17 protein-coding genes are annotated in these 18188 nt (G+C 52.8%); 6 read left to right on the forward strand and 11 right to left on the reverse strand.

Annotated elements, in window-relative coordinates; translation table 11 throughout:
* Positions 1-87: 87 nt before the first annotated feature.
* From ttrB to ttrA, 3 genes are read left to right on the forward strand one after another with little or no spacing between them, the layout of a single operon-like run.
* The gene (gene ttrB / locus OGY67_RS06470) at positions 88-822 is read left to right on the forward strand and encodes a tetrathionate reductase subunit TtrB (RefSeq protein WP_048235478.1); all 735 of its coding nucleotides are present in this window, start codon (positions 88-90) and stop codon (positions 820-822) included.
* Entirely contained in the window at positions 823-1845 is a 1023-nt protein-coding gene (ttrC, locus tag OGY67_RS06475; RefSeq protein WP_048235479.1) for a tetrathionate reductase subunit TtrC, read from the forward strand.
* Positions 1838-4903, forward strand: a complete 3066-nt coding sequence (gene ttrA, locus OGY67_RS06480) for a tetrathionate reductase subunit TtrA (protein ID WP_286573793.1) — start codon at positions 1838-1840, stop codon at positions 4901-4903. Before ttrC ends, ttrA begins: the two co-directional genes overlap by 8 nt.
* 94 nt (positions 4904-4997) lie before the next feature.
* Here the strand turns inward: ttrA and OGY67_RS06485 are convergent, their stop codons facing one another.
* From OGY67_RS06485 to OGY67_RS06495, 3 genes are read right to left on the reverse strand one after another with little or no spacing between them, the layout of a single operon-like run.
* Positions 4998-5810, reverse strand: coding sequence for a MetQ/NlpA family ABC transporter substrate-binding protein (locus OGY67_RS06485; RefSeq protein ID WP_003029358.1), 813 nt, complete (start codon positions 5808-5810; stop codon positions 4998-5000).
* A 21-nt stretch (positions 5811-5831) separates the two neighbouring features.
* Positions 5832-6500 (reverse strand): methionine ABC transporter permease, encoded by a 669-nt coding sequence (locus OGY67_RS06490; RefSeq protein ID WP_003029361.1) that lies wholly within the window; start codon positions 6498-6500, stop codon positions 5832-5834.
* Entirely contained in the window at positions 6493-7515 is a 1023-nt protein-coding gene (locus OGY67_RS06495) for a methionine ABC transporter ATP-binding protein (protein ID WP_032943213.1), read from the reverse strand. Before OGY67_RS06495 ends, OGY67_RS06490 begins: the two co-directional genes overlap by 8 nt.
* 374 nt (positions 7516-7889) lie before the next feature.
* Between OGY67_RS06495 and ynhH the strand changes: the two genes are divergently transcribed.
* The 3 genes from ynhH (at position 7890) to lpp (ending at position 10050) form a co-directional block, all read left to right on the forward strand.
* On the forward strand, positions 7890-8084 hold the full coding sequence (gene ynhH / locus OGY67_RS06500) for a protein YnhH (protein ID WP_244293978.1): 195 nt from the start codon (positions 7890-7892) through the stop codon (positions 8082-8084).
* Positions 8085-8091: 7 nt separating this feature from the next.
* Positions 8092-9504 (forward strand): pyruvate kinase PykF, encoded by a 1413-nt coding sequence (gene pykF, locus OGY67_RS06505; protein ID WP_003029366.1) that lies wholly within the window; start codon positions 8092-8094, stop codon positions 9502-9504.
* A gap of 309 nt (positions 9505-9813) precedes the next feature.
* Positions 9814-10050, forward strand: coding sequence for a murein lipoprotein Lpp (lpp, locus tag OGY67_RS06510; RefSeq protein WP_003029373.1), 237 nt, complete (start codon positions 9814-9816; stop codon positions 10048-10050).
* Positions 10051-10118: 68 nt separating this feature from the next.
* Here the strand turns inward: lpp and ldtE are convergent, their stop codons facing one another.
* From ldtE to OGY67_RS06550, 8 genes are all read right to left on the reverse strand, one after another.
* Complete coding sequence (gene ldtE, locus OGY67_RS06515; protein WP_032943210.1) at positions 10119-11123, reverse strand: L,D-transpeptidase LdtE; 1005 nt, start codon at positions 11121-11123, stop codon at positions 10119-10121.
* A gap of 123 nt (positions 11124-11246) precedes the next feature.
* The gene (gene sufE, locus OGY67_RS06520) at positions 11247-11663 is read right to left on the reverse strand and encodes a cysteine desulfuration protein SufE (RefSeq protein WP_003832654.1); all 417 of its coding nucleotides are present in this window, start codon (positions 11661-11663) and stop codon (positions 11247-11249) included.
* Between the two features lie 12 nt (positions 11664-11675).
* Positions 11676-12896: a cysteine desulfurase SufS gene (gene sufS / locus OGY67_RS06525; RefSeq protein WP_008784609.1), complete on the reverse strand. Its 1221-nt coding sequence runs from the start codon at positions 12894-12896 to the stop codon at positions 11676-11678.
* Positions 12893-14164: a Fe-S cluster assembly protein SufD gene (sufD, locus tag OGY67_RS06530; RefSeq protein WP_071446903.1), complete on the reverse strand. Its 1272-nt coding sequence runs from the start codon at positions 14162-14164 to the stop codon at positions 12893-12895. Before sufD ends, sufS begins: the two co-directional genes overlap by 4 nt.
* Positions 14139-14885 (reverse strand): Fe-S cluster assembly ATPase SufC, encoded by a 747-nt coding sequence (sufC, locus tag OGY67_RS06535; RefSeq protein WP_003832649.1) that lies wholly within the window; start codon positions 14883-14885, stop codon positions 14139-14141. The genes sufD and sufC overlap by 26 nt, the downstream gene beginning before the upstream one ends.
* Before the next feature lie 16 nt (positions 14886-14901).
* Positions 14902-16389, reverse strand: coding sequence for a Fe-S cluster assembly protein SufB (gene sufB / locus OGY67_RS06540; protein ID WP_020996440.1), 1488 nt, complete (start codon positions 16387-16389; stop codon positions 14902-14904).
* An 8-nt stretch (positions 16390-16397) separates the two neighbouring features.
* Positions 16398-16766: a Fe-S cluster assembly scaffold SufA gene (sufA, locus tag OGY67_RS06545; RefSeq protein WP_003832645.1), complete on the reverse strand. Its 369-nt coding sequence runs from the start codon at positions 16764-16766 to the stop codon at positions 16398-16400.
* A 488-nt stretch (positions 16767-17254) separates the two neighbouring features.
* Entirely contained in the window at positions 17255-18130 is an 876-nt protein-coding gene (locus tag OGY67_RS06550) for a LysR family transcriptional regulator (protein WP_048214311.1), read from the reverse strand.
* Between the last annotated feature and the right edge of the window lie 58 nt (positions 18131-18188).

The raw sequence follows: 18188 nt of genomic DNA on the forward strand, positions 1-18188 counted from the left end.
ACTGTAAATCATTGAGATTCTTTATTCATCACACGCAAATCAACGGCGTGACCAATGTTTCGTTGTTGCATCGTGACGGGAGAATATATGGACAGCAGTAAACGGCAGTTTCTCCAGCAACTGGGCGTCCTGACCGCTGGCGCATCACTGGTTCCGCTGGCTCAGGCGCAATTTCCCTTTTCGCCTGAACCCCACGAAGGCTCACAACAGCATCGCTACGCCATGCTGGTTGACCTGCGACGCTGTATCGGCTGCCAGGCCTGTACCGTCAGTTGCGCCATTGAAAACCAGACGCCACAGGGCGAATTTCGTACCCTCGTCAACCAGTATCAAGTACAGATTGAAGGCCAGCAAAGCGTTACCAACGTCCTGCTGCCGCGACTGTGCAACCATTGTGATAATCCCCCTTGCGTGCCCGTTTGCCCGGTACAAGCCACTTTCCAACGAGAAGACGGCATTGTGGTGGTCGACAACACACGCTGCGTGGGCTGCGCCTATTGCGTGCAGGCCTGCCCTTATGATGCGCGATTCATCAACCATGAAACGCAAACCGCCGATAAATGTACCTTTTGCGTTCATCGCCTAGAAGCGGGGCTGCTCCCGGCCTGTGTGGAATCCTGCGTCGGCGGCGCGCGCATCATTGGCGATATTAAAGATCCGCACAGCCGCATTTCACAAATGCTGCATGAACACCATGACGCCATCAAAGTCCTGAAGCCGGAAAGCGGTACGTCTCCTCACGTGTTCTATCTGGGACTGGATGAGGCGTTTGTCACCCCATTGATGGGACGAGCTCAACCCGCTCTATGGCAGGAGGTTTAAATGAACCATTCACTGATTATCGACGAGGTTCTGGCCCATCCCCAGGACGTAAGCTGGTTACCCTGGGCCGTACAATACTTCTTTTTCATCGGCATTGCCGCCTGCGCTGCGCTATTCGCCTGCGTTCTTCACTGGCGCAAAAAAGAAACGGTAGACCTGGAGAATCTGACGCTGTTAATCGCGCTAACCTGCGCGATTACCGCGCCACTGGCGCTGACCGCTGATCTACACCAAACCGCCCGCGTCTGGCATTTCTATGCGTATCCGACGCCATGGTCCTGGATGCCGTGGGGCGCGCTGTTTTTACCGCTGTTTACCGGTTTTTTAGGTCTGTGGTTTCTGGCGCAGCATGTGAAACGGCTAACGCTAAAAAGTTACAGCGTCACAAAATGGTTAGCACTTGGTAGCGCGCTGTCCGCCATCGGATTGCTGGTTTACACCGGCCGTGAAGTGTCGGTGGTACAGGCGCGTCCCATTTGGTTCAGTTACGCCTTTCCGGTTGCGATGTTCCTCAGCGCGCTGCAAACATTTCTTGCCCTGCTTATTGCCACGACAAATAGCAGGGACGCACTACCGCGTAAGCTAGCGTGGGGGCAAATGGTCACGTTGATCGCGCTGGCTATCGTGGTGGCGATCTGGGCGAGTGGAAATACGCGTTCCGGTTCGGCTATCCGTCAGTGGCTGGATGTTGCCTCTTCAGCACAACACTACGCTATCGGTTGGGTTGCGCTATGGCTTGTTTCGCTTGGTCTTTGCGGGTTGGTTGTACGTTACCCCTTGTCGCTACCGCTGCGCATATTACTCGCTTTTAGCGCTATGGCGCTGTGCTGGCTAATGCGCTGGACGTTACTCATCCAGGTGCAGACCGTACCGAAATTTAACGCGCAGTTTAATCCCTATACCCTGCCCGGCGGCACCGATGGCTGGCTGGCTATTGTGGGTACCTTCGGCCTGTGGATAGCACTGATTATTATTGTTCGTGAAGCCCTGAACGCGATCGCAAGGAGAATGCAACATGGCTAATTTAACCCGTCGTCAGTGGCTTAAAGTGGGCCTTGCCGTAGGTGGCATGGTGACTTTTGGCCTGAGTTATCGGGATGTGGCAAAGCGCGCTATAGACGGTTTGTTGGACGGAACCTCGGGCAAAATTACCCGTGACCGCATTTTTGCCAACGCGCTCATCCCAGAAGCCAACGCCCGGCCTCACTGGCAGCAAAACCCGCAGCAGGTGATCTCGATGACGCAGTGCTTTGGTTGCTGGACGCAGTGTGGTGTACGGGTTCGCGTTGACACTGAGCAAGGCAAAGTGCTGCGCATTGCGGGCAACCCTTATCATCCGTTGTCGCACGAGCACCATATAGACGCCTCCGTCCCCTTTGCTACGGCAATGGAACAATTGGCCGGGGAGTCGGGTCTTGACGCACGTTCCACCGCCTGCGCCCGTGGCGCAACCTTACTCGAAGGTCTGTACAGCCCGCTACGTATTCTGGAGCCTATGAAGCGTGTCGGTAAACGCGGTGAAGGAAAATGGCAGCGCATCAGCTTCGAACAGCTGATCAAAGAGGTGGTGGAAGGTGGCGATTTGTTTGGTGAAGGCCACGTTGATGGTCTGAGAGCCATCCACGATCCCACTACACCGCTTGATGCGAAACATCCCGGCTTTGGCCCAAAATCCAATCAACTGCTGGTCACCAATACCAGCGATGAAGGACGTGATACCTTTTTACGTCGCTTCGCACTGAACAGTTTCGGCAGTAAAAACTTCGGTGCTCATGGCGCTTACTGCGGCCTGGCCTATCGGGCCGGTTCCGGCGCGTTAATGGGCGATCTGGATAAAAATACCCACGTGAAACCCGACTGGGATAACGTCGAATTCGCGCTGTTTATGGGCACCTCTCCGGCGCAATCCGGCAACCCGTTTAAGCGCCAGGCCCGCCAATTGGCCAGCGCCCGTTTACGTGACGACTTCCGCTATGTTGTGGTGGCGCCAGCCCTGCCATTAACCACGGTGCTGGCTGACGATCGCGGTCACTGGCAGCCCGTACGACCGGGAAGCGACTCCGCGCTGGCTATGGGGATGATAAGCTGGATTATCGATAAACAACGCTATAACGCTGATTATCTCGCCATTCCCGGCGTGCAGGCCATGCAGCAGGCTGGAGAAAAAAGCTGGACTAACGCTACGCATCTGGTGATTACCGATGAAATTCCAACGCTTGCCGGACAGCACCTGACCCTCGCCCATCTGAGTGCAAACGCAGCCCAGGAGCCGGTGGTCGTCAACGAGGCCGGTGAGATTGTCGCCGCCAGCAGTTGCCCGCGCGCTCAGCTGTTTGTTACCCGTGAAGTGACGCTGGCCGACGGGCAGACAGTAACGGTAAAAAGCAGCTTCCAGTGTCTGCGTGAGTCCGCAGAGAAACTGTCGCTAACGCAGTACAGCCAGCAGTGTGGGGTGTCAGAAGCAGACATTGCCGCTCTGGCCGACGCATTCACCCGCCACGGGCGTAAAGCGGCAGTGATCACGCACGGCGGTATGATGGCAGGTAATGGATTTTATAACGCCTGGTCGGTGATGATGCTCAATGCGCTGATTGGCAACCTTAGTCTTGAAGGCGGCGTGTTCGTCGGCGGCGGCAAATTTAATGGCGCCACCGACGGTCCGCGCTACAACATGGACAGCTTCGCCGGGAAGGTAAAACCGAAAGGGTTAAGCATCGCGCGCAGTAAAACCGCTTATGAGTCTTCGGAAGAGTACCGCAATAAGGTGGCTGCCGGGCAATCGCCCTTCCCGGCTAAAGCGCCGTGGTATCCGTTTGTCGCCGGTCAGCTTACCGAACTCCTCGTCTCGGCGCTTGAAGGTTACCCTTATCCGCTGAAAGCCTGGATCTCCAACATGACCAACCCGTTTTACGGCATTGCGGGGTTACGCGGCGTGGCGGAAGAAAAGCTCAAGGATCCTGCTCGTCTGCCGCTGTTTATTGCCATTGACGCCTTTATGAACGAAACCACGGCGCTGGCAGATTACATCGTGCCGGATACCCACAACTTCGAAAGCTGGGGATTCAGCGCTCCGTGGGCGGGCGTGGCCAGCAAAGCCACCACCGCGCGTTGGCCAGTTGTCAGATCGGCGACCAGCCTCACGGCTGACGGTCAACCGGCCTCGATGGAGTCTTTCTGTATCGCAGTGGCAAAGCGCATCGGGCTACCTGGATTCGGCGACAATGCAATTACCGATCCGCAAGGTAATCACTATCCGTTAAACCGTGCGGAAGATTACTACCTGCGTCTCGCGGCCAATATTGCGTTTATGGGCAAAGCTCCGGTTGCTGAGGCACAGCCGGAAGACATAGCGCTGACCGGGGTCCAGCGGATCATGCCTGTGATGACCCAAACGTTGAAAACCGATGAAATCAGCCGAGTGGCGTTTATCTACTCCCGCGGCGGGCGCTTTGCGCCGGACAACAGCGGGCGAGTTGATAACCGCGTCGGCAATGCCTGGGAAAAACCGCTCCAAATCTGGAATGCGAACGTCGCCGCGCACCGCCATGCGATTACCGGCGAGCGCTTCAGCGGCTGCCCGGCCTGGTATCCATCACGTCTGTCAGATGGACGTGCGGTCGAGGAGTTGTTCCCGGAACAAGAGTGGCCGTTGAAACTGATTTCCTTCAAATCCAATACCATGTCCAGCGCCACGGCGGTGATCCCACGCCTTCATCATCTGAAGCCGGTTAATCTGGTGGCGCTCAATCCACAGGATGGTCAGCGGTATGGTTTAGCACACGGCGATATCGTGCGTATCACCACCCCTGGTGGTCAGGCGCAAGCGCAGATAAGCCTGCTGCATGGCGTCATGCCGGGTGTCATCGCCATTGAACATGGTTACGGACATAAAGAAATGGGCGCGGCACGGCATACCCTCGACGGTGAGCCGATGGCGTTTGATGAGCAGATTAAGTCGGGGATTAATCTCAACGAGTTGGGTTTTGCGGACCCAACCCGACAGGTAGCCAATACCTGGCTTGACTGGGTGTCGGGTGCGTCGGTGCGTCAGGGGTTGCCAGCGAGAATTGAGCGAGTGTAGCTCTGGTGCCGTATGGCATAGCGAACGCGTTTTACCCGGCCTACAGGACGTCGTAGGCCGGATAAAGCACTGCCGCCACCCGGCAAAAAGCAGATCAGTTGTTTACCGGGATCACCGCACCTTTATATTTAGTACGGATCCAGTCCTGGATCTCTTTTGAATGCAGGACATCAACCAGCGCTACGATATCCTTTTTCTTCTCGTCGCCACGATGCACGGTAATGATGTTGGCATACGGGTTGTTTTCACCACTTTCAACGGCAATAGGATCTTTCACTGGATCCAGCCCGGCGTCGATGGCGTAGTTGGCGTTAATCACCACCGCATCGCCTTCGTCGTTGTTATACATCTGCGGTAACAGCGCGGCTTCCACGTTTGGCAGGAACTTCAGCTTTTTCGGGTTTTCGACGATATCGCTAATGCGCGCAGTTACTTTATCCACGCCCGGCTTCAGCTTGATCACCCCCTCTTTTTCGAAAATCGACAGAATACGGCCTTCCTCAGATACCGCGTCACGCATGATGACTTTGCCGCCTTCCGGCAGATCTTTAAGTGATTTCACTTTTTTCGAATAGATACCAATCGGCTCAATGTGAATCGCTCCGGCGCTGACGAAGTCATACGTTTTATCGCCTGCATGGTCTTTAATCACGCTGTTCAGGTACGGAATATGCTGGAAGTAGTTGGCGTCAATCTCACGGCCAGCCAGCGCAGTGTTCGGCAGAATGTAATCCTGGAACGGTTTAATCTCCAGATCGATCCCCTGCTTCGCCAAAATCGGTTTGGCCTGTTCAAGGATCTCCGCATGCGGCACGTTAGACGCGCCAACGGTCAGAGTATCAGCCCAGGAGGCAAAGCTCAGGGCGCTTAAGGTTGCTGCGGCGAGTAACGTCAGTGATTTTTTCATGATTATGGTTTCCGTATTTTATTAGCGTTTATCTAACAGAGAGGTGATCACATCGCCGCAAAGCTGGATGATGAAGACAATGAGCAAAATCGTCACCGTCGCCACCAGCGTGACGTCGCTGTGGTTGCGCTGGAATCCTTCCAGATAGGCCAAATTCCCTAAACCACCGGCACCAATTACCCCTGCCATCGCGCTGTAGCTCACCAGCGCAATTAGCGTCACGGTGATCCCGGACACCAGAGCAGGAGATGATTCCGGCAGTAAAACTCGAAAAATAAGTGTGCTCAGTCGTGCGCCCATTGAACGCGTCGCTTCAATAACGCCTTTATCCACTTCACGCAGAGCGATTTCGACCAGACGCGCATAAAACGGCGCTGCCCCCACGATCAGCGCAGGCAACGCGGCATTGGCGCCGAGAATGGTGCCTACCATCGCTTTGGTAAACGGGATCAGCAGCACGATCAAAATGATGAATGGGATCGAACGAAAGATATTCACCACCAGCGAAATAGCGCTATATACCGCGCGATTAGGGAACAATCCGCCGCGCGCGGTCAGGAACAATGCCAGACCAAGCGCGATGCCCAGAATAAAGGTCGCCGCCCCCGAAAGAGCTGTCATATACAGCGTTTCCTGGGTTGCCGCTAACAATTGCTCCCACTTCAGATGGGGAAACAGTTCTTCAGCCATGTTGAATCACCTCGCCTTCAATGTCGCTCTGGCGCAGGTCGGCCAAAATATTGTTCAATTGTTCCTCAGAGGCCACCACGTGCACCCAGAGTTGACCAAACACGCCGTGTGCGGTTTGCGTCATTTTGCCGTGCAAGATGTTGAACGGCAGGCCATAGCGCAGGGTCAATTCCCCAACCACAGGTCGATGGGTACGTTGCCCGGTAAAGGTTAATTTGATAACCACCCCACCCAACTCGCTTGCCAGCTGCGGATTAAACTCGTCTTCTTCGGTGTACTGGCTAACCTGACGAACAAACTGTCGGGTAATAGGCTGCTGAGGATGGGTAAAGACGCTGAGCACATCACCTTCCTCAACGACCTTGCCGTTTTCCATTACCGCGACGCGATCGCAGATTTTGCGTACCACGTGCATTTCATGAGTGATCAGCACAATGGTCAATTTGAAGCGACGGTTTATATCGAGGAGTAAATCGAGGATCTGATCGGTAGTTTGCGGATCCAGCGCCGAGGTGGCTTCGTCACACAGCAGGACATCTGGATTGTTCGCCAGCGCGCGAGCAATTCCTACACGCTGTTTTTGCCCACCGCTGAGCTGGGAAGGATACGCATTTTCACGACCGCTCAGCCCAACCAGCGTAATCAGTTCAGCAACCCGCGTTTTGATGGACGCTTTGGACGCACCGGCGATTTGCATAGAGAACGCGATGTTTTCGCTAACAGTCCGCGACCACAGCAAATTGAAGTGTTGAAACACCATGCTGATTTTCAGTCGCGCCTGGCGTAACGATTCCCCACTGGCGGCCGAGATATCGTGGCCGTTAATCGTCACGCTGCCGGAGGTTGGTTTTTCGAGACCATTGAGCAAACGAATTAAGGTGCTTTTACCTGCCCCGCTGTAACCAATAATGCCGTAAATCTGCCCCTGTTCAACCGTCAGGTTGACGTTATCGACAGCGGTGATGGCAAGCCTGCCTGGCGTAAACACTTTCGAAATATTTTTCAGGACAATCATGTCGTTTGGGTATCCGCTGCTGCTTATTGTTCTTCTGCTAGCGCTTTTAGCTGTTTAGCAGTATGGATGTCCAAACGAGTGTAATCAGTGGAATTGGCTTTTAAAATGAATTAAAACGCATTTGATATAACTTTTAGAAATATAGTACTGCATCGACGTCAACGGCATAAAACGTAGTCATCGAGATGTTAAATGCAGTTTGTTGCGCAACAAATCGCAAGCCCCATAGCCTCTTTATCCATACCGATGAACAAATTAATGAATAATTTTTGTAAAACTTCACAGAAGTGTTTTGAAACGCTGTTTCCATTTTCCTTTTTGATAATTTTCAGCGTATAATGCGCGCCAATTGTCTCTTGAATGGTTTCAGCACATTGACCTGTAAAACTCAACGACTACAGAACTCACCATCCCGTTGGGCTGAAACACAAGCACACATTCCTCTGCACGCTTTTTCGATGTCACCTATCCTTAGAGCGAGGCATCACAACTTTCGTAACTCAGGTTTAGCTTCCCATCCGTGCGCGATGGGAGCCAGATTTCCATATCCTTCTCAACTTAAAGACTAAGACTGTCATGAAAAAGACGAAAATTGTTTGCACCATCGGTCCGAAAACCGAATCCGAAGAGATGTTAACCAAAATGCTGGACGCGGGCATGAACGTCATGCGTCTGAACTTCTCCCACGGCGACTACGCAGAACACGGTCAGCGCATCAAGAACTTGCGCAACGTCATGAGCAAAACCGGCAAAAAAGCCGCAATCCTGCTCGACACCAAAGGTCCTGAAATCCGTACCATCAAACTGGAAGGCGGTAATGACGTTTCCCTGAAAGCGGGCCAGACCTTCACCTTCACCACCGACAAATCTGTCGTAGGCAACAACGAAATCGTTGCTGTAACTTACGAAGGCTTCACTAAAGATCTGTCTGTCGGCAACACCGTTCTGGTTGACGATGGTCTGATCGGCATGGAAGTTACCGCCATCGAAGGTAACAAAGTTATCTGTAAAGTGCTGAACAACGGCGACCTGGGCGAAAACAAAGGCGTTAACCTGCCGGGCGTTTCCATCGCGCTGCCAGCACTGGCTGAAAAAGACAAACAAGACCTGATCTTCGGTTGCGAGCAAGGCGTTGACTTCGTTGCAGCGTCCTTTATCCGTAAACGTTCTGACGTCGTTGAAATCCGTGAGCACCTGAAAGCGCACGGCGGCGAAAACATCCAGATCATCTCCAAAATCGAAAACCAGGAAGGCCTGAACAACTTCGACGAAATCCTCGAAGCGTCTGACGGCATCATGGTTGCGCGTGGCGATATGGGCGTTGAGATCCCGGTTGAAGAAGTTATCTTCGCGCAGAAGATGATCATCGAAAAATGTATCCGTGCACGTAAAGTCGTTATCACTGCAACCCAGATGCTGGACTCCATGATCAAAAACCCGCGTCCGACCCGCGCTGAAGCCGGTGACGTAGCGAACGCCATCCTCGACGGTACCGACGCAGTAATGCTGTCTGGCGAGTCTGCAAAAGGTAAATACCCGCTGGAAGCCGTTACCATCATGGCGACCATCTGTGAGCGTACTGACCGTGTGATGACTAGCCGTCTGGACTTCAACAACGACAGCCGCAAACTGCGCATCACCGAAGCCGTTTGCCGTGGCGCGGTTGAAACTGCTGAAAAACTGGACGCGCCGCTGATCGTCGTCGCAACCCAGGGTGGTAAATCCGCTCGCGCAGTACGTAAATACTTCCCGGATGCCACCATCCTGGCGCTGACCACCAACGAAACTACCGCGCGTCAGCTGGTGCTGAGCAAAGGCGTTGTTGCACAGGTGGTTAAAGAAATCAGCTCTACCGATGATTTCTATCGTCTGGGTAAAGAAGTCGCTCTGGAAAGCGGTCTGGCTCAAAAAGGTGACGTTGTGGTTATGGTTTCTGGTGCACTGGTTCCGAGCGGCACCACCAACACCGCATCCGTTCACGTGCTGTAATAATTCCATCGCGAATTAATTTGCTTAAAAAAGCGCCCTGGTGGCGCTTTTTTTATTTTATCGATAGCCACAATTAATAAAAAATCAAATCGGATTTCACTATCTAATCCGTGATTATCTAAGATGAATCCGATGGAAGCTTTCTGTTTTCACTCGGGTTTTTAGCCGTTTTTGCACAATTCGATGCTTCTTTGAGCGAACGATCAAAAATAAGTGCATTCCCATCAAAAAAATATTCTCAACATAAAAAAGTTTGTGTAATACTTGTAACGCTACATGGAGATTAACTCAATCTAGAGGGTATTAATAATGAATCGTACTAAACTGGTACTGGGCGCGGTAATCCTGGGTTCTACTCTGCTGGCAGGTTGCTCCAGCAACGCTAAAATCGATCAGCTGTCTTCTGACGTTCAGACTCTGAACGCTAAAGTTGACCAGCTGAGCAACGACGTGAACGCAATGCGTTCCGACGTTCAGGCTGCTAAAGATGACGCAGCTCGCGCTAACCAGCGTCTGGACAACGCAGCTACTAAATACCGCAAGTAATAGTATCTGTGTAATAAAAATGGCGCACATTGTGCGCCATTTTTTTTGCTCTGAATTCCCCTTCCCTGTTATTGCGTAGCGCGCACCTCAGCATCTCCTCCCGGCACGCCATTTTGCGCAGACTTCACTTCTGGCCCATTGCTCGCGACCGATGCTTGCCCGGCAGTGACGGTGACTGGATAACCTGCGCGACGATACAACGCCCTTTCCACCAGACTGTTATCCACCGCTTTATTATCTTTAAACTGGGTAAAACCGGCTGGCAGCACATACGGCATGGTCTGGACGTTTTGCTCCTCTTCCGGCGACAGCGGTCGATGCACTTCGACATACCTCATGCCGTTCGGCTCAATCGAATATTTTATCGGCTCATTAATCACCCTGACCGGCGTGCCTGTGCGGACCTGAGCAAACAGTGCTTTAATGTCCGGCGCGTTCATGCGAATACAACCAGAACTCACACGCAGGCCCACGCTGTCCGGCGCGCTGGTGCCATGGATCAGATACTCACCGTTTCCATGCGCCAGACGCAGTGCAAAGCGTCCTAACGGGTTATTTGGCCCGGCAGGTACAACAGGCGGTAATGTGATGCCGCGCTCCAGAGAGCGTTTACGGATGCCTGGTGTAGGGGTCCAGGTAGGATTCGGGATTTTCTGCCCAACCCGGGTTTCCATTACCGGCGTTTCCAGCCCCTGCAAACCGATACCAATTGGGAATACCTGAACAATATTCTCTCCCGGCGGGAAGTAATACAGACGCAGTTCCGCCAGATTCACAATAATGCCTTCGCGTGGAGCATCCGGCAGCAGTAATTGTGAGGGAATAGTAATCAGGGTTCCGGGTTTAGGTACGGGGGCAATAGTGTTGTTGGCTTCAAGGATCAGCATGGCAGCGGTATCAAACTTACGGGCTATCGCCTGTAGGTTTTTATCGCCTTCCTGCACAGTGTAGGTTTGGTTTTGCCCAACAAGGCGGCTGTTCGCCTGGGGCAAAGGATAATCGACCGCCCATGCGGCCTGAATAGCGCTGTAAGCGCCGATTAGCATTAACGTAATAACAGACGCGCGTTTCATACTCACTCACCCCCCTGGCGTTCTTGCCGGACGGCGGCGAGCGCCCAATCCGGCTTACGAGTCACTGCGTTGCCTTACACGAACGCTTTCAAGTCGGTCTGAAAGTTAACGTGTTTTATCAGTTTAGCTAAGAGTTGCGGCTTTGGCGCGAATAGCCCGAATCATCGCCTCCAGCCCTTGTGAACGAGACGGTGTGAGGTGCTGTGCGAGCGCCATTTTTTCAAACCACGGGCGCACATCAAAATTCACAATATCCTGGGCCGTCATGCGATCATACAAAATGAATACCACGGCAATAAGTCCTTTCACAATTGCCGCATCACTGTCGCCCTGTAATTCAATAATCCCTTCGCCATTCTGGTTCATAACAATCCATACCTGACTTTGACATCCCTGGATGCTATTTTCCGGGCAGCGTAAGTCGTCGTTTAATTCCGGCAAACGCTGACCCAGCTCAATAATGTACAGGTATTTCTCTTCCCAATTAGCGCAACGCAGAAAATTACGCAACAACTTTTCTTTATCCGGTAGCGCAGCCATAACGCCTCCCTGTTAGCCCAGTAAGTGATGAATACGCTTGAGGCCCGTTACCAGGCGATCCACTTCTTCATGGGTGTTGTACATTGCAATCGACGCCCGGCACATAGCAGGAACGTTATAGTAGGCCATCAGCGGCATAGCGCAGTGATGCCCCGTCCGCACGGCTATTCCATAGTTATCAAGAAAACTGCCGACGTCAAAGGCGTGATGTTTACCAAGGTTAAATGCAATCACACCCAGGCGGTTATCCGGTCCGTAGAGTGTCAAATCCGGCACATCCGCCAGCTGCTCCAACGCATAGCGCATCATGAACTGTTCATATTCGCTGATTTCAGTAAGCCCCAGTGCTGAAACATACTCAATAGCCGCGCCGAGTCCGATAATACCTCCGGTGTTTGGCGTTCCGGCTTCAAAACGCCAGGGGGCTTTAGCCCACGTTGTTCCCTGACTCAAACTCACCGTCGCAATCATTGAACCACCGCCTTCCCAGGGTGGCATCTCCTGCAACAGCGACTCTCTGGCATACAGAACGCCAATACCGGTTGGTCCATAAAGTTTATGCCCGGAGAAAACATAAAAATCGCAATCCAGTGCCTGGACATCCACCTGATGATGCATCACCGCCTGCGCCCCATCCACCAACACTTTTGCGCCGTATTGATGCGCCAGCTCAATCATTTCCGATAACGGGTTCTCGGTACCCAACACGTTAGAAACGTGGGTAATCGCCAGCAGTTGCGTACGATCGTCAAACAGCGTCGGCAGCGTCTCCAGCTGCAACGTACCATCGGCATTGAGCGGAATAACGCGCAGCTCTGCCCCTACGCGGGCACACAGCATCTGCCAGGGCACAATATTGGCGTGGTGCTCCATTTCGCTGATGATAATGTTATCGCCCGCTCGCACATTGCTGCTGCCCCAGCTGTTCGCCACCAGATTGATGCCTTCCGTCGTACCACGAACAAACACCAGCTCTTCCGCTGAGCGGGCGTTAATAAACAACGAGGCAAGCTTGCGCACATTTTCCATTTTTTCCGTGGCCTGGGCGCTCAGCGTATGAATACCGCGGTGGACCGCCGCATAGCCGTGACGATAAAACTCGGCCTCGGCATCAATCACCTGATTGGGTTTTTGCGCGCTGGCAGCGCTGTCCAGATACGCCAACGGTAAACCGTTCACTTCACGCGTCAGGACCGGAAAGTCTGCCCGTACTTTTTCAATGGGAAATGTCATGCTGCGCCTCCCGGCAAGCGTTGGGCGATCCGCGCCAGTACCTGTTGTTTCAGCGTTTCATCGCCCAGGGCTTCCGTCAGCTCAGCGGCAAACGCATAGAGAATCATGTGTTGAGCATCCTGCTGGCCGATCCCTCGCGAACGCAGATAGAACATCTGTTCGTCGTCGATCCGTCCTACCGTCGCCCCGTGGCTGCATTTCACATCGTCGGCGTAAATTTCGAGCTGTGGCTTGGTATCCACCTCCGCCAGCTTTCCGAGCAACAAATTATTGTTGGTCATCTGACCGTCGGTTTTGATGGCGTGCTGGGCGACGTTGATCAGACCATTGAAGACCGCTCGTCCCTTATCGCTGACAATCGTTTTATGCAGCTGGCGACTGTTGCAATACCCTTTGTTGTGCTCAAGCCAGGTCCGTGTATCACAGACTTCATTTTTCACCGGCATCGCCAGACTGTTCAGCCGAAGCGTGGTGTTTTCACCGTTAAGCTGCGTACTGGTGTTATGGCGCAATACCGCATCACCAAGCAAGAAACTGTGGCTAACGGCAGTAGCATCCGCGCCCAATTGAATGTCATTATGCGCGAAGTGGTGACTAAACGGATTTTCGAACGCCAGTTTGATATGGCGCAAATGGGCGTTTGCCGCGACGTTCATCGTTAAGCGTGCGCCGGTGAAATGGCGACGCTCGCTGAGGCTGGCATAGTGTTCAATGACGGTGGCTTCTGCGCCTTCCGCTAGCTCCAGATGGTGGCGATAGTGCGCCGTATTCACCTCATCGCCCGCCAGCCCCTGGGTTATGTGCAGCAGCAGCAGCGGTTTCGCGGGGCGCTGGTTACGCTTCACCTGAATGTGCGTTACGCTACGGGCCAGGCTTTCGGTAAGGTGCAAAAACACTTCCGGTTGGATAGCCGCTGGCAGCGCCTGGCGCGCATCGTCAATGGTAATGTCAAAACCGCTACCGTCTGTACTGTCGCTGAGCGTCGGAGAGAATTGCCCGTCAACAAACACCAGTCGTACAGCATCAATTGTCGGCGACAACGCTGCACATTGGGCTGACGTTATCTCAGCGACATGACTGACAAACTGGCTGTTGGTTAATCCCTCCAGCGGCGTGTATTTCCAGTCCTCATGCTTCCGCGTTGGCAGCCCCAGACGCAGCATCTGTTGCAAGTGCTGCTGCGCATGGTGTGAGCGTGTCTCCCCTTGCGTCTCAAACAGATGATGCCACTGTTGCAGCACGTTACTGCTGTTCGCTAAGCCAGCCATAACCTTGCTCCTCCAGTTGTTTGACCAGCGTAAAATCACCGGACTTCACAATTCGCCCCTGGTAGAGAACGTGAACAAAATCGGGTTTGATATAGTCCAGGATGCGCTGATAGTGAGTGACGATAATGAATGAGCGTTTCCCGTCACGCAGCGAGTTCACGCCATCCGCAACGATTTTCAGCGCATCAATATCCAGCCCGGAGTCTGACTCATCAAGAATGCACAACTGAGGCTCCAGCACGGCCATTTGCAGAATGTCATTACGTTTTTTCTCACCGCCGGAGAAACCGACGTTTACCGAGCGCGTGAGCAAATCCTCCGGCATCTTCAGCAGCGCTATTTTCTCTTCCATCAGATCCTGGAAGTCGAATCGATCCAGCGACTCTTCGCCACGGTAACTCCGCACCGCATTCAGCGCCGTTTGCAGGAAAAACTGGTTACTGACGCCAGGGATTTCCACCGGATACTGGAATGCCATAAAGATCCCTTCACCGGCCCGGTCTTCCGGCGACAGTTCCAGTAAATCCTTGCCGTTGAACTCTACCGTTCCGCCAGTGACGTCGTAGTCTTCCCGTCCAGCGAGAGTTGCGGAAAGCGTACTTTTCCCCGAACCGTTTGGTCCCATAATGGCGTGAACTTCTCCGGGTCGAACCTCAAGGCTCAACCCACGCAGGATCGCCTTATCTTCCACACTGACCTGTAAATCTTTGATGCTTAACATGTGCTTTCCTTAAAATTTAACCGACGCTGTGCTCAAGACTTATGGCGAGAAGTTTTTGCGCTTCCACAGCAAACTCTAGCGGCAGTTCAGAGAACACGTCTTTACAGAAACCATTCACGATCATCGAAATGGCATCCTCTTCACTGATGCCGCGCTGCAGGCAGTAAAACAACTGGTCTTCACCAATACGCGACGTGGTGGCTTCATGTTCAAGCTGGGCGCTATTGTTACGACACTCCACATACGGGAAGGTGTGTGCCCCACAATCCGCACCGATCAACATCGAGTCGCATTGGGTATAGTTGCGGGCGTTAGTAGCGGTCGGCATGATTTTCACTAAGCCGCGATAACTGTTCTGGCTGTGTCCGGCGGAGATCCCTTTCGAGATAATGGTCGATTTGGTGTTTTTGCCAATGTGGATCATTTTGGTGCCGGTATCGGCCTGCTGATGTCCACTGGTCAGCGCGACGGAGTAGAATTCGCCGATCGAGTTGTCGCCACGCAAAATGCAGCTTGGGTATTTCCAGGTAATGGCCGAGCCGGTTTCCGACTGCGTCCACGACATTTTGCTGTTTTCGCCTTCGCAGAGTGCGCGCTTGGTGACGAAATTCAAAATACCGCCCGTATTGCCATCGCCGGGAAACCAGTTTTGCACCGTGGAGTATTTCACTTCGGCATCTTTGTGAATGATGACTTCCACCACCGCCGCGTGTAGTTGGTAACTGTCGCGCACCGGGGCTGAACAGCCTTCGATATAGCTGACGTAGCTGCCCTCATCCGCAACCAGAATGGTGCGTTCAAACTGCCCGGTTTTTTCCGCATTGATACGGAAATAGGTCGACAGCTCCATTGGGCAACGTACGCCTTTCGGTACATAAATAAACGTGCCGTCAGATGCCACCGCCGCATTCAGCGCGGCAAAGAAATTGTCATTGCCGGGGACAACCGTGCCCAGGTACTGTTTTACCAGCTCAGGATGATCGTGAATGGCCTCACCGAACGAACAGAAAATAATGCCCTGCTCCGCCAGTTTGTCGCGATAGGTGGTCGCTACCGATACCGAGTCGAAAATAGCATCAACCGCCACTTCTTTGCCTTCACGTACCGGCACGCCAAGCTGTTCGAATGCGTCCTCAACCTCTTTGCTTAAAAATGCATTCGCGCCCGTTTGCTGTACCGCTCCCGGTTCGGACGCACAGGTTTCATCGCAGTTACCGCAGGAAGGTGCGGAGTAATAGCTATACTCCTGATAATTCAGTTTGTCGTAATGCGCTTTAAGCCAGTGTGGTTCTTCCATGGTCAGCCACGCTTTAAAGGCATTCAGGCGAAATTCCAGCATCCAGTCGGGTTCATTTCGTTTTGCCGAAATCGCGCGCACGACATCTTCATTGATCCCTTTTGCCAGCTCATCGGTTTGCAGTTGGGTGAAGAAGCCCTCTTTGTAATTAAGGTGCCCGCCAGCCCAGGTGTTGACATCGTCAGTTGCTTCAGTATTACGAGACATAGTACCGCCTATACCCCAAAACTTTCGCCACAGCCGCATTCGTTCTGGGCTTTCGGGTTATGAAATTTAAATAACTGGTTTAATCCTTCGCGAACGAAATCGACTTCTGTACCGTCAATGAACGGCATCGCCTGCAACGGCACATAAAGTCTGGCGCCCTCCGTTTCAAACAGCAGATCGTCTTTTTCGGGTTGGCGGACGGTATCCAGCACGTAGCCGAATCCCGCGCACCCTGTTTGCTTCACACCTAGACGCACACCCAACATGTCAGGTTGCTTTGCCACCAGTTCACGGATATGCGCCGCAGCCGCTGGCGTTAACGTCAGCCCACGCCAGGCAAAATCGTCCGGGTTAAATGTTCCTGAATGCAATTCCATAGAGTTACCTCGAGTCACTAGCTTTTAAGCTATAACACCATGTTAGTGATAATGATTATCACTTCAACCCCTCAACAGCAGGGGCATTCGGGTTAATCGCCCTTTCTGACTACTTTTACTAAGCATAGACCCTGCAGCGAGGGTTTACAGGGATGGATTATTTTGTTCAATGCATTGATTAATAATGGATTATGAAAATCCAATCGTTCAGTCAGGTCAAATGACAAAAGATGTATAGAAAATGTCTATTTAAAGGATAGGTGGGGATGAAGGTAGGGAAAAACAATTCAAATAATAAACAAACAACAAAAAACCCTTAAGTCTGCTTGCTGGCAGGCTTAAGGGTTCCGGCCCCATCCGGCGCTTATCTCCGGCACTCATATTGGCTTAGCTCTTGAAGGGGCGATAAGAAGAATCTCATACACCGATTAGTTTTTTTTAACACTAATTGCGGTTTGACTCTTTTATAAACGCGTTCAATCACATATTTAACGCTGTGCCTCACTGAGCGTGTCCAGCAGCAGGCGTAGCCCTGCGGGTTGATGTTCACGTGAAAGGTACAAACCATAAATCGGCAGGCATTTAGGTTGAAGTTCTGGCAGTAATCGAATTAGCTTTCCCTGCTCCAGCCCTTCCTGCGCCTCCAGCTCTGGCACCAACGCGATCCCCATTCCGGCCACCGCCGACTCGCAGAGCAGCGAAGAGATCCCTGCACTCAAATTCCCTTTGATTGCAACGGAGACAGACTGCCCCTGAGGATCCAAAAAGTGCCAGGATTGCCCGGCAAAACCGCTGTAGTACAGGCAATTGTGCCGTGTGAGATCGTCGATTGTCTCAGGTGTGCCATGTTGATGCAGATAATCTGCAGACGCGCAAAGCACCGATTTACAGTCGCCCAACCGACGGGCAATAGTCCCTGGCTCTGGATTATCTGTTATGCGGATCGCCACATCGATGCGTTCCCCCACAAGGCTTACCGGTTGATTATTGATCTCCACCTCAATACGTAATTGCGGATATTGCGCCATAAACGTCGGCAGAACCGGAGCAAGAATATGCATCGCGGTAAAATGGGCGCAGGCTACACGTAGCGTGCCGGAGGGAATTTGCGCGGCACTGGCGGCACCAATATCCAGCGAAAGTTGCGCCAGAGAACGTGTTTTCACTAATGCCTCTTCACCCGCTGGCGTGATCGTCAAACGACGCGATGAGCGATGGATAAGCCTTGCGCCTGCCCATTTTTCCATCTCGTCGAGATAACGACTGACCATCGGACGGGAAAGCCCCAACGCACGCGCGGCTGCGCTCAGGCTACCCAAATCACAGATATGGTTGAATACCGTTGCCGCCATCACTCTGTCCATTGTTCCCATCCGATCGTTTTATGAAACTCAGCATGTCCTAATGAGGGAATTCTAACAG

Origin of the sequence: Citrobacter sp. Cpo015, from assembly GCF_030333035.1 — a bacterium.
GTDB classification, from domain to species: domain Bacteria; phylum Pseudomonadota; class Gammaproteobacteria; order Enterobacterales; family Enterobacteriaceae; genus Citrobacter; species Citrobacter portucalensis.

Bases quoted from the DNA above. Each gene is read 5' to 3' on its own strand.
- sufS (WP_008784609.1), bottom strand. From the start codon at position 12,896: ATGACATTTCCCATTGAAAAAGTACGGGCAGACTTTCCGGTCCTGACG.
- ttrA (WP_286573793.1), top strand. From the start codon at position 1,838: ATGGCTAATTTAACCCGTCGTCAGTGGCTTAAAGTGGGCCTTGCCGTA.
- ttrB (WP_048235478.1), top strand. From the start codon at position 88: ATGGACAGCAGTAAACGGCAGTTTCTCCAGCAACTGGGCGTCCTGACC.
- ldtE (WP_032943210.1), bottom strand. From the start codon at position 11,123: ATGAAACGCGCGTCTGTTATTACGTTAATGCTAATCGGCGCTTACAGC.
- OGY67_RS06485 (WP_003029358.1), bottom strand. From the start codon at position 5,810: ATGAAAAAATCACTGACGTTACTCGCCGCAGCAACCTTAAGCGCCCTG.
- sufD (WP_071446903.1), bottom strand. From the start codon at position 14,164: ATGGCTGGCTTAGCGAACAGCAGTAACGTGCTGCAACAGTGGCATCAT.
- OGY67_RS06550 (WP_048214311.1), bottom strand. From the start codon at position 18,130: ATGGACAGAGTGATGGCGGCAACGGTATTCAACCATATCTGTGATTTG.
- OGY67_RS06495 (WP_032943213.1), bottom strand. From the start codon at position 7,515: ATGATTGTCCTGAAAAATATTTCGAAAGTGTTTACGCCAGGCAGGCTT.
- lpp (WP_003029373.1), top strand. From the start codon at position 9,814: ATGAATCGTACTAAACTGGTACTGGGCGCGGTAATCCTGGGTTCTACT.
- sufE (WP_003832654.1), bottom strand. From the start codon at position 11,663: ATGGCTGCGCTACCGGATAAAGAAAAGTTGTTGCGTAATTTTCTGCGT.
- pykF (WP_003029366.1), top strand. From the start codon at position 8,092: ATGAAAAAGACGAAAATTGTTTGCACCATCGGTCCGAAAACCGAATCC.
- sufA (WP_003832645.1), bottom strand. From the start codon at position 16,766: ATGGAATTGCATTCAGGAACATTTAACCCGGACGATTTTGCCTGGCGT.
- ttrC (WP_048235479.1), top strand. From the start codon at position 823: ATGAACCATTCACTGATTATCGACGAGGTTCTGGCCCATCCCCAGGAC.
- sufB (WP_020996440.1), bottom strand. From the start codon at position 16,389: ATGTCTCGTAATACTGAAGCAACTGACGATGTCAACACCTGGGCTGGC.
- sufC (WP_003832649.1), bottom strand. From the start codon at position 14,885: ATGTTAAGCATCAAAGATTTACAGGTCAGTGTGGAAGATAAGGCGATC.
- OGY67_RS06490 (WP_003029361.1), bottom strand. From the start codon at position 6,500: ATGGCTGAAGAACTGTTTCCCCATCTGAAGTGGGAGCAATTGTTAGCG.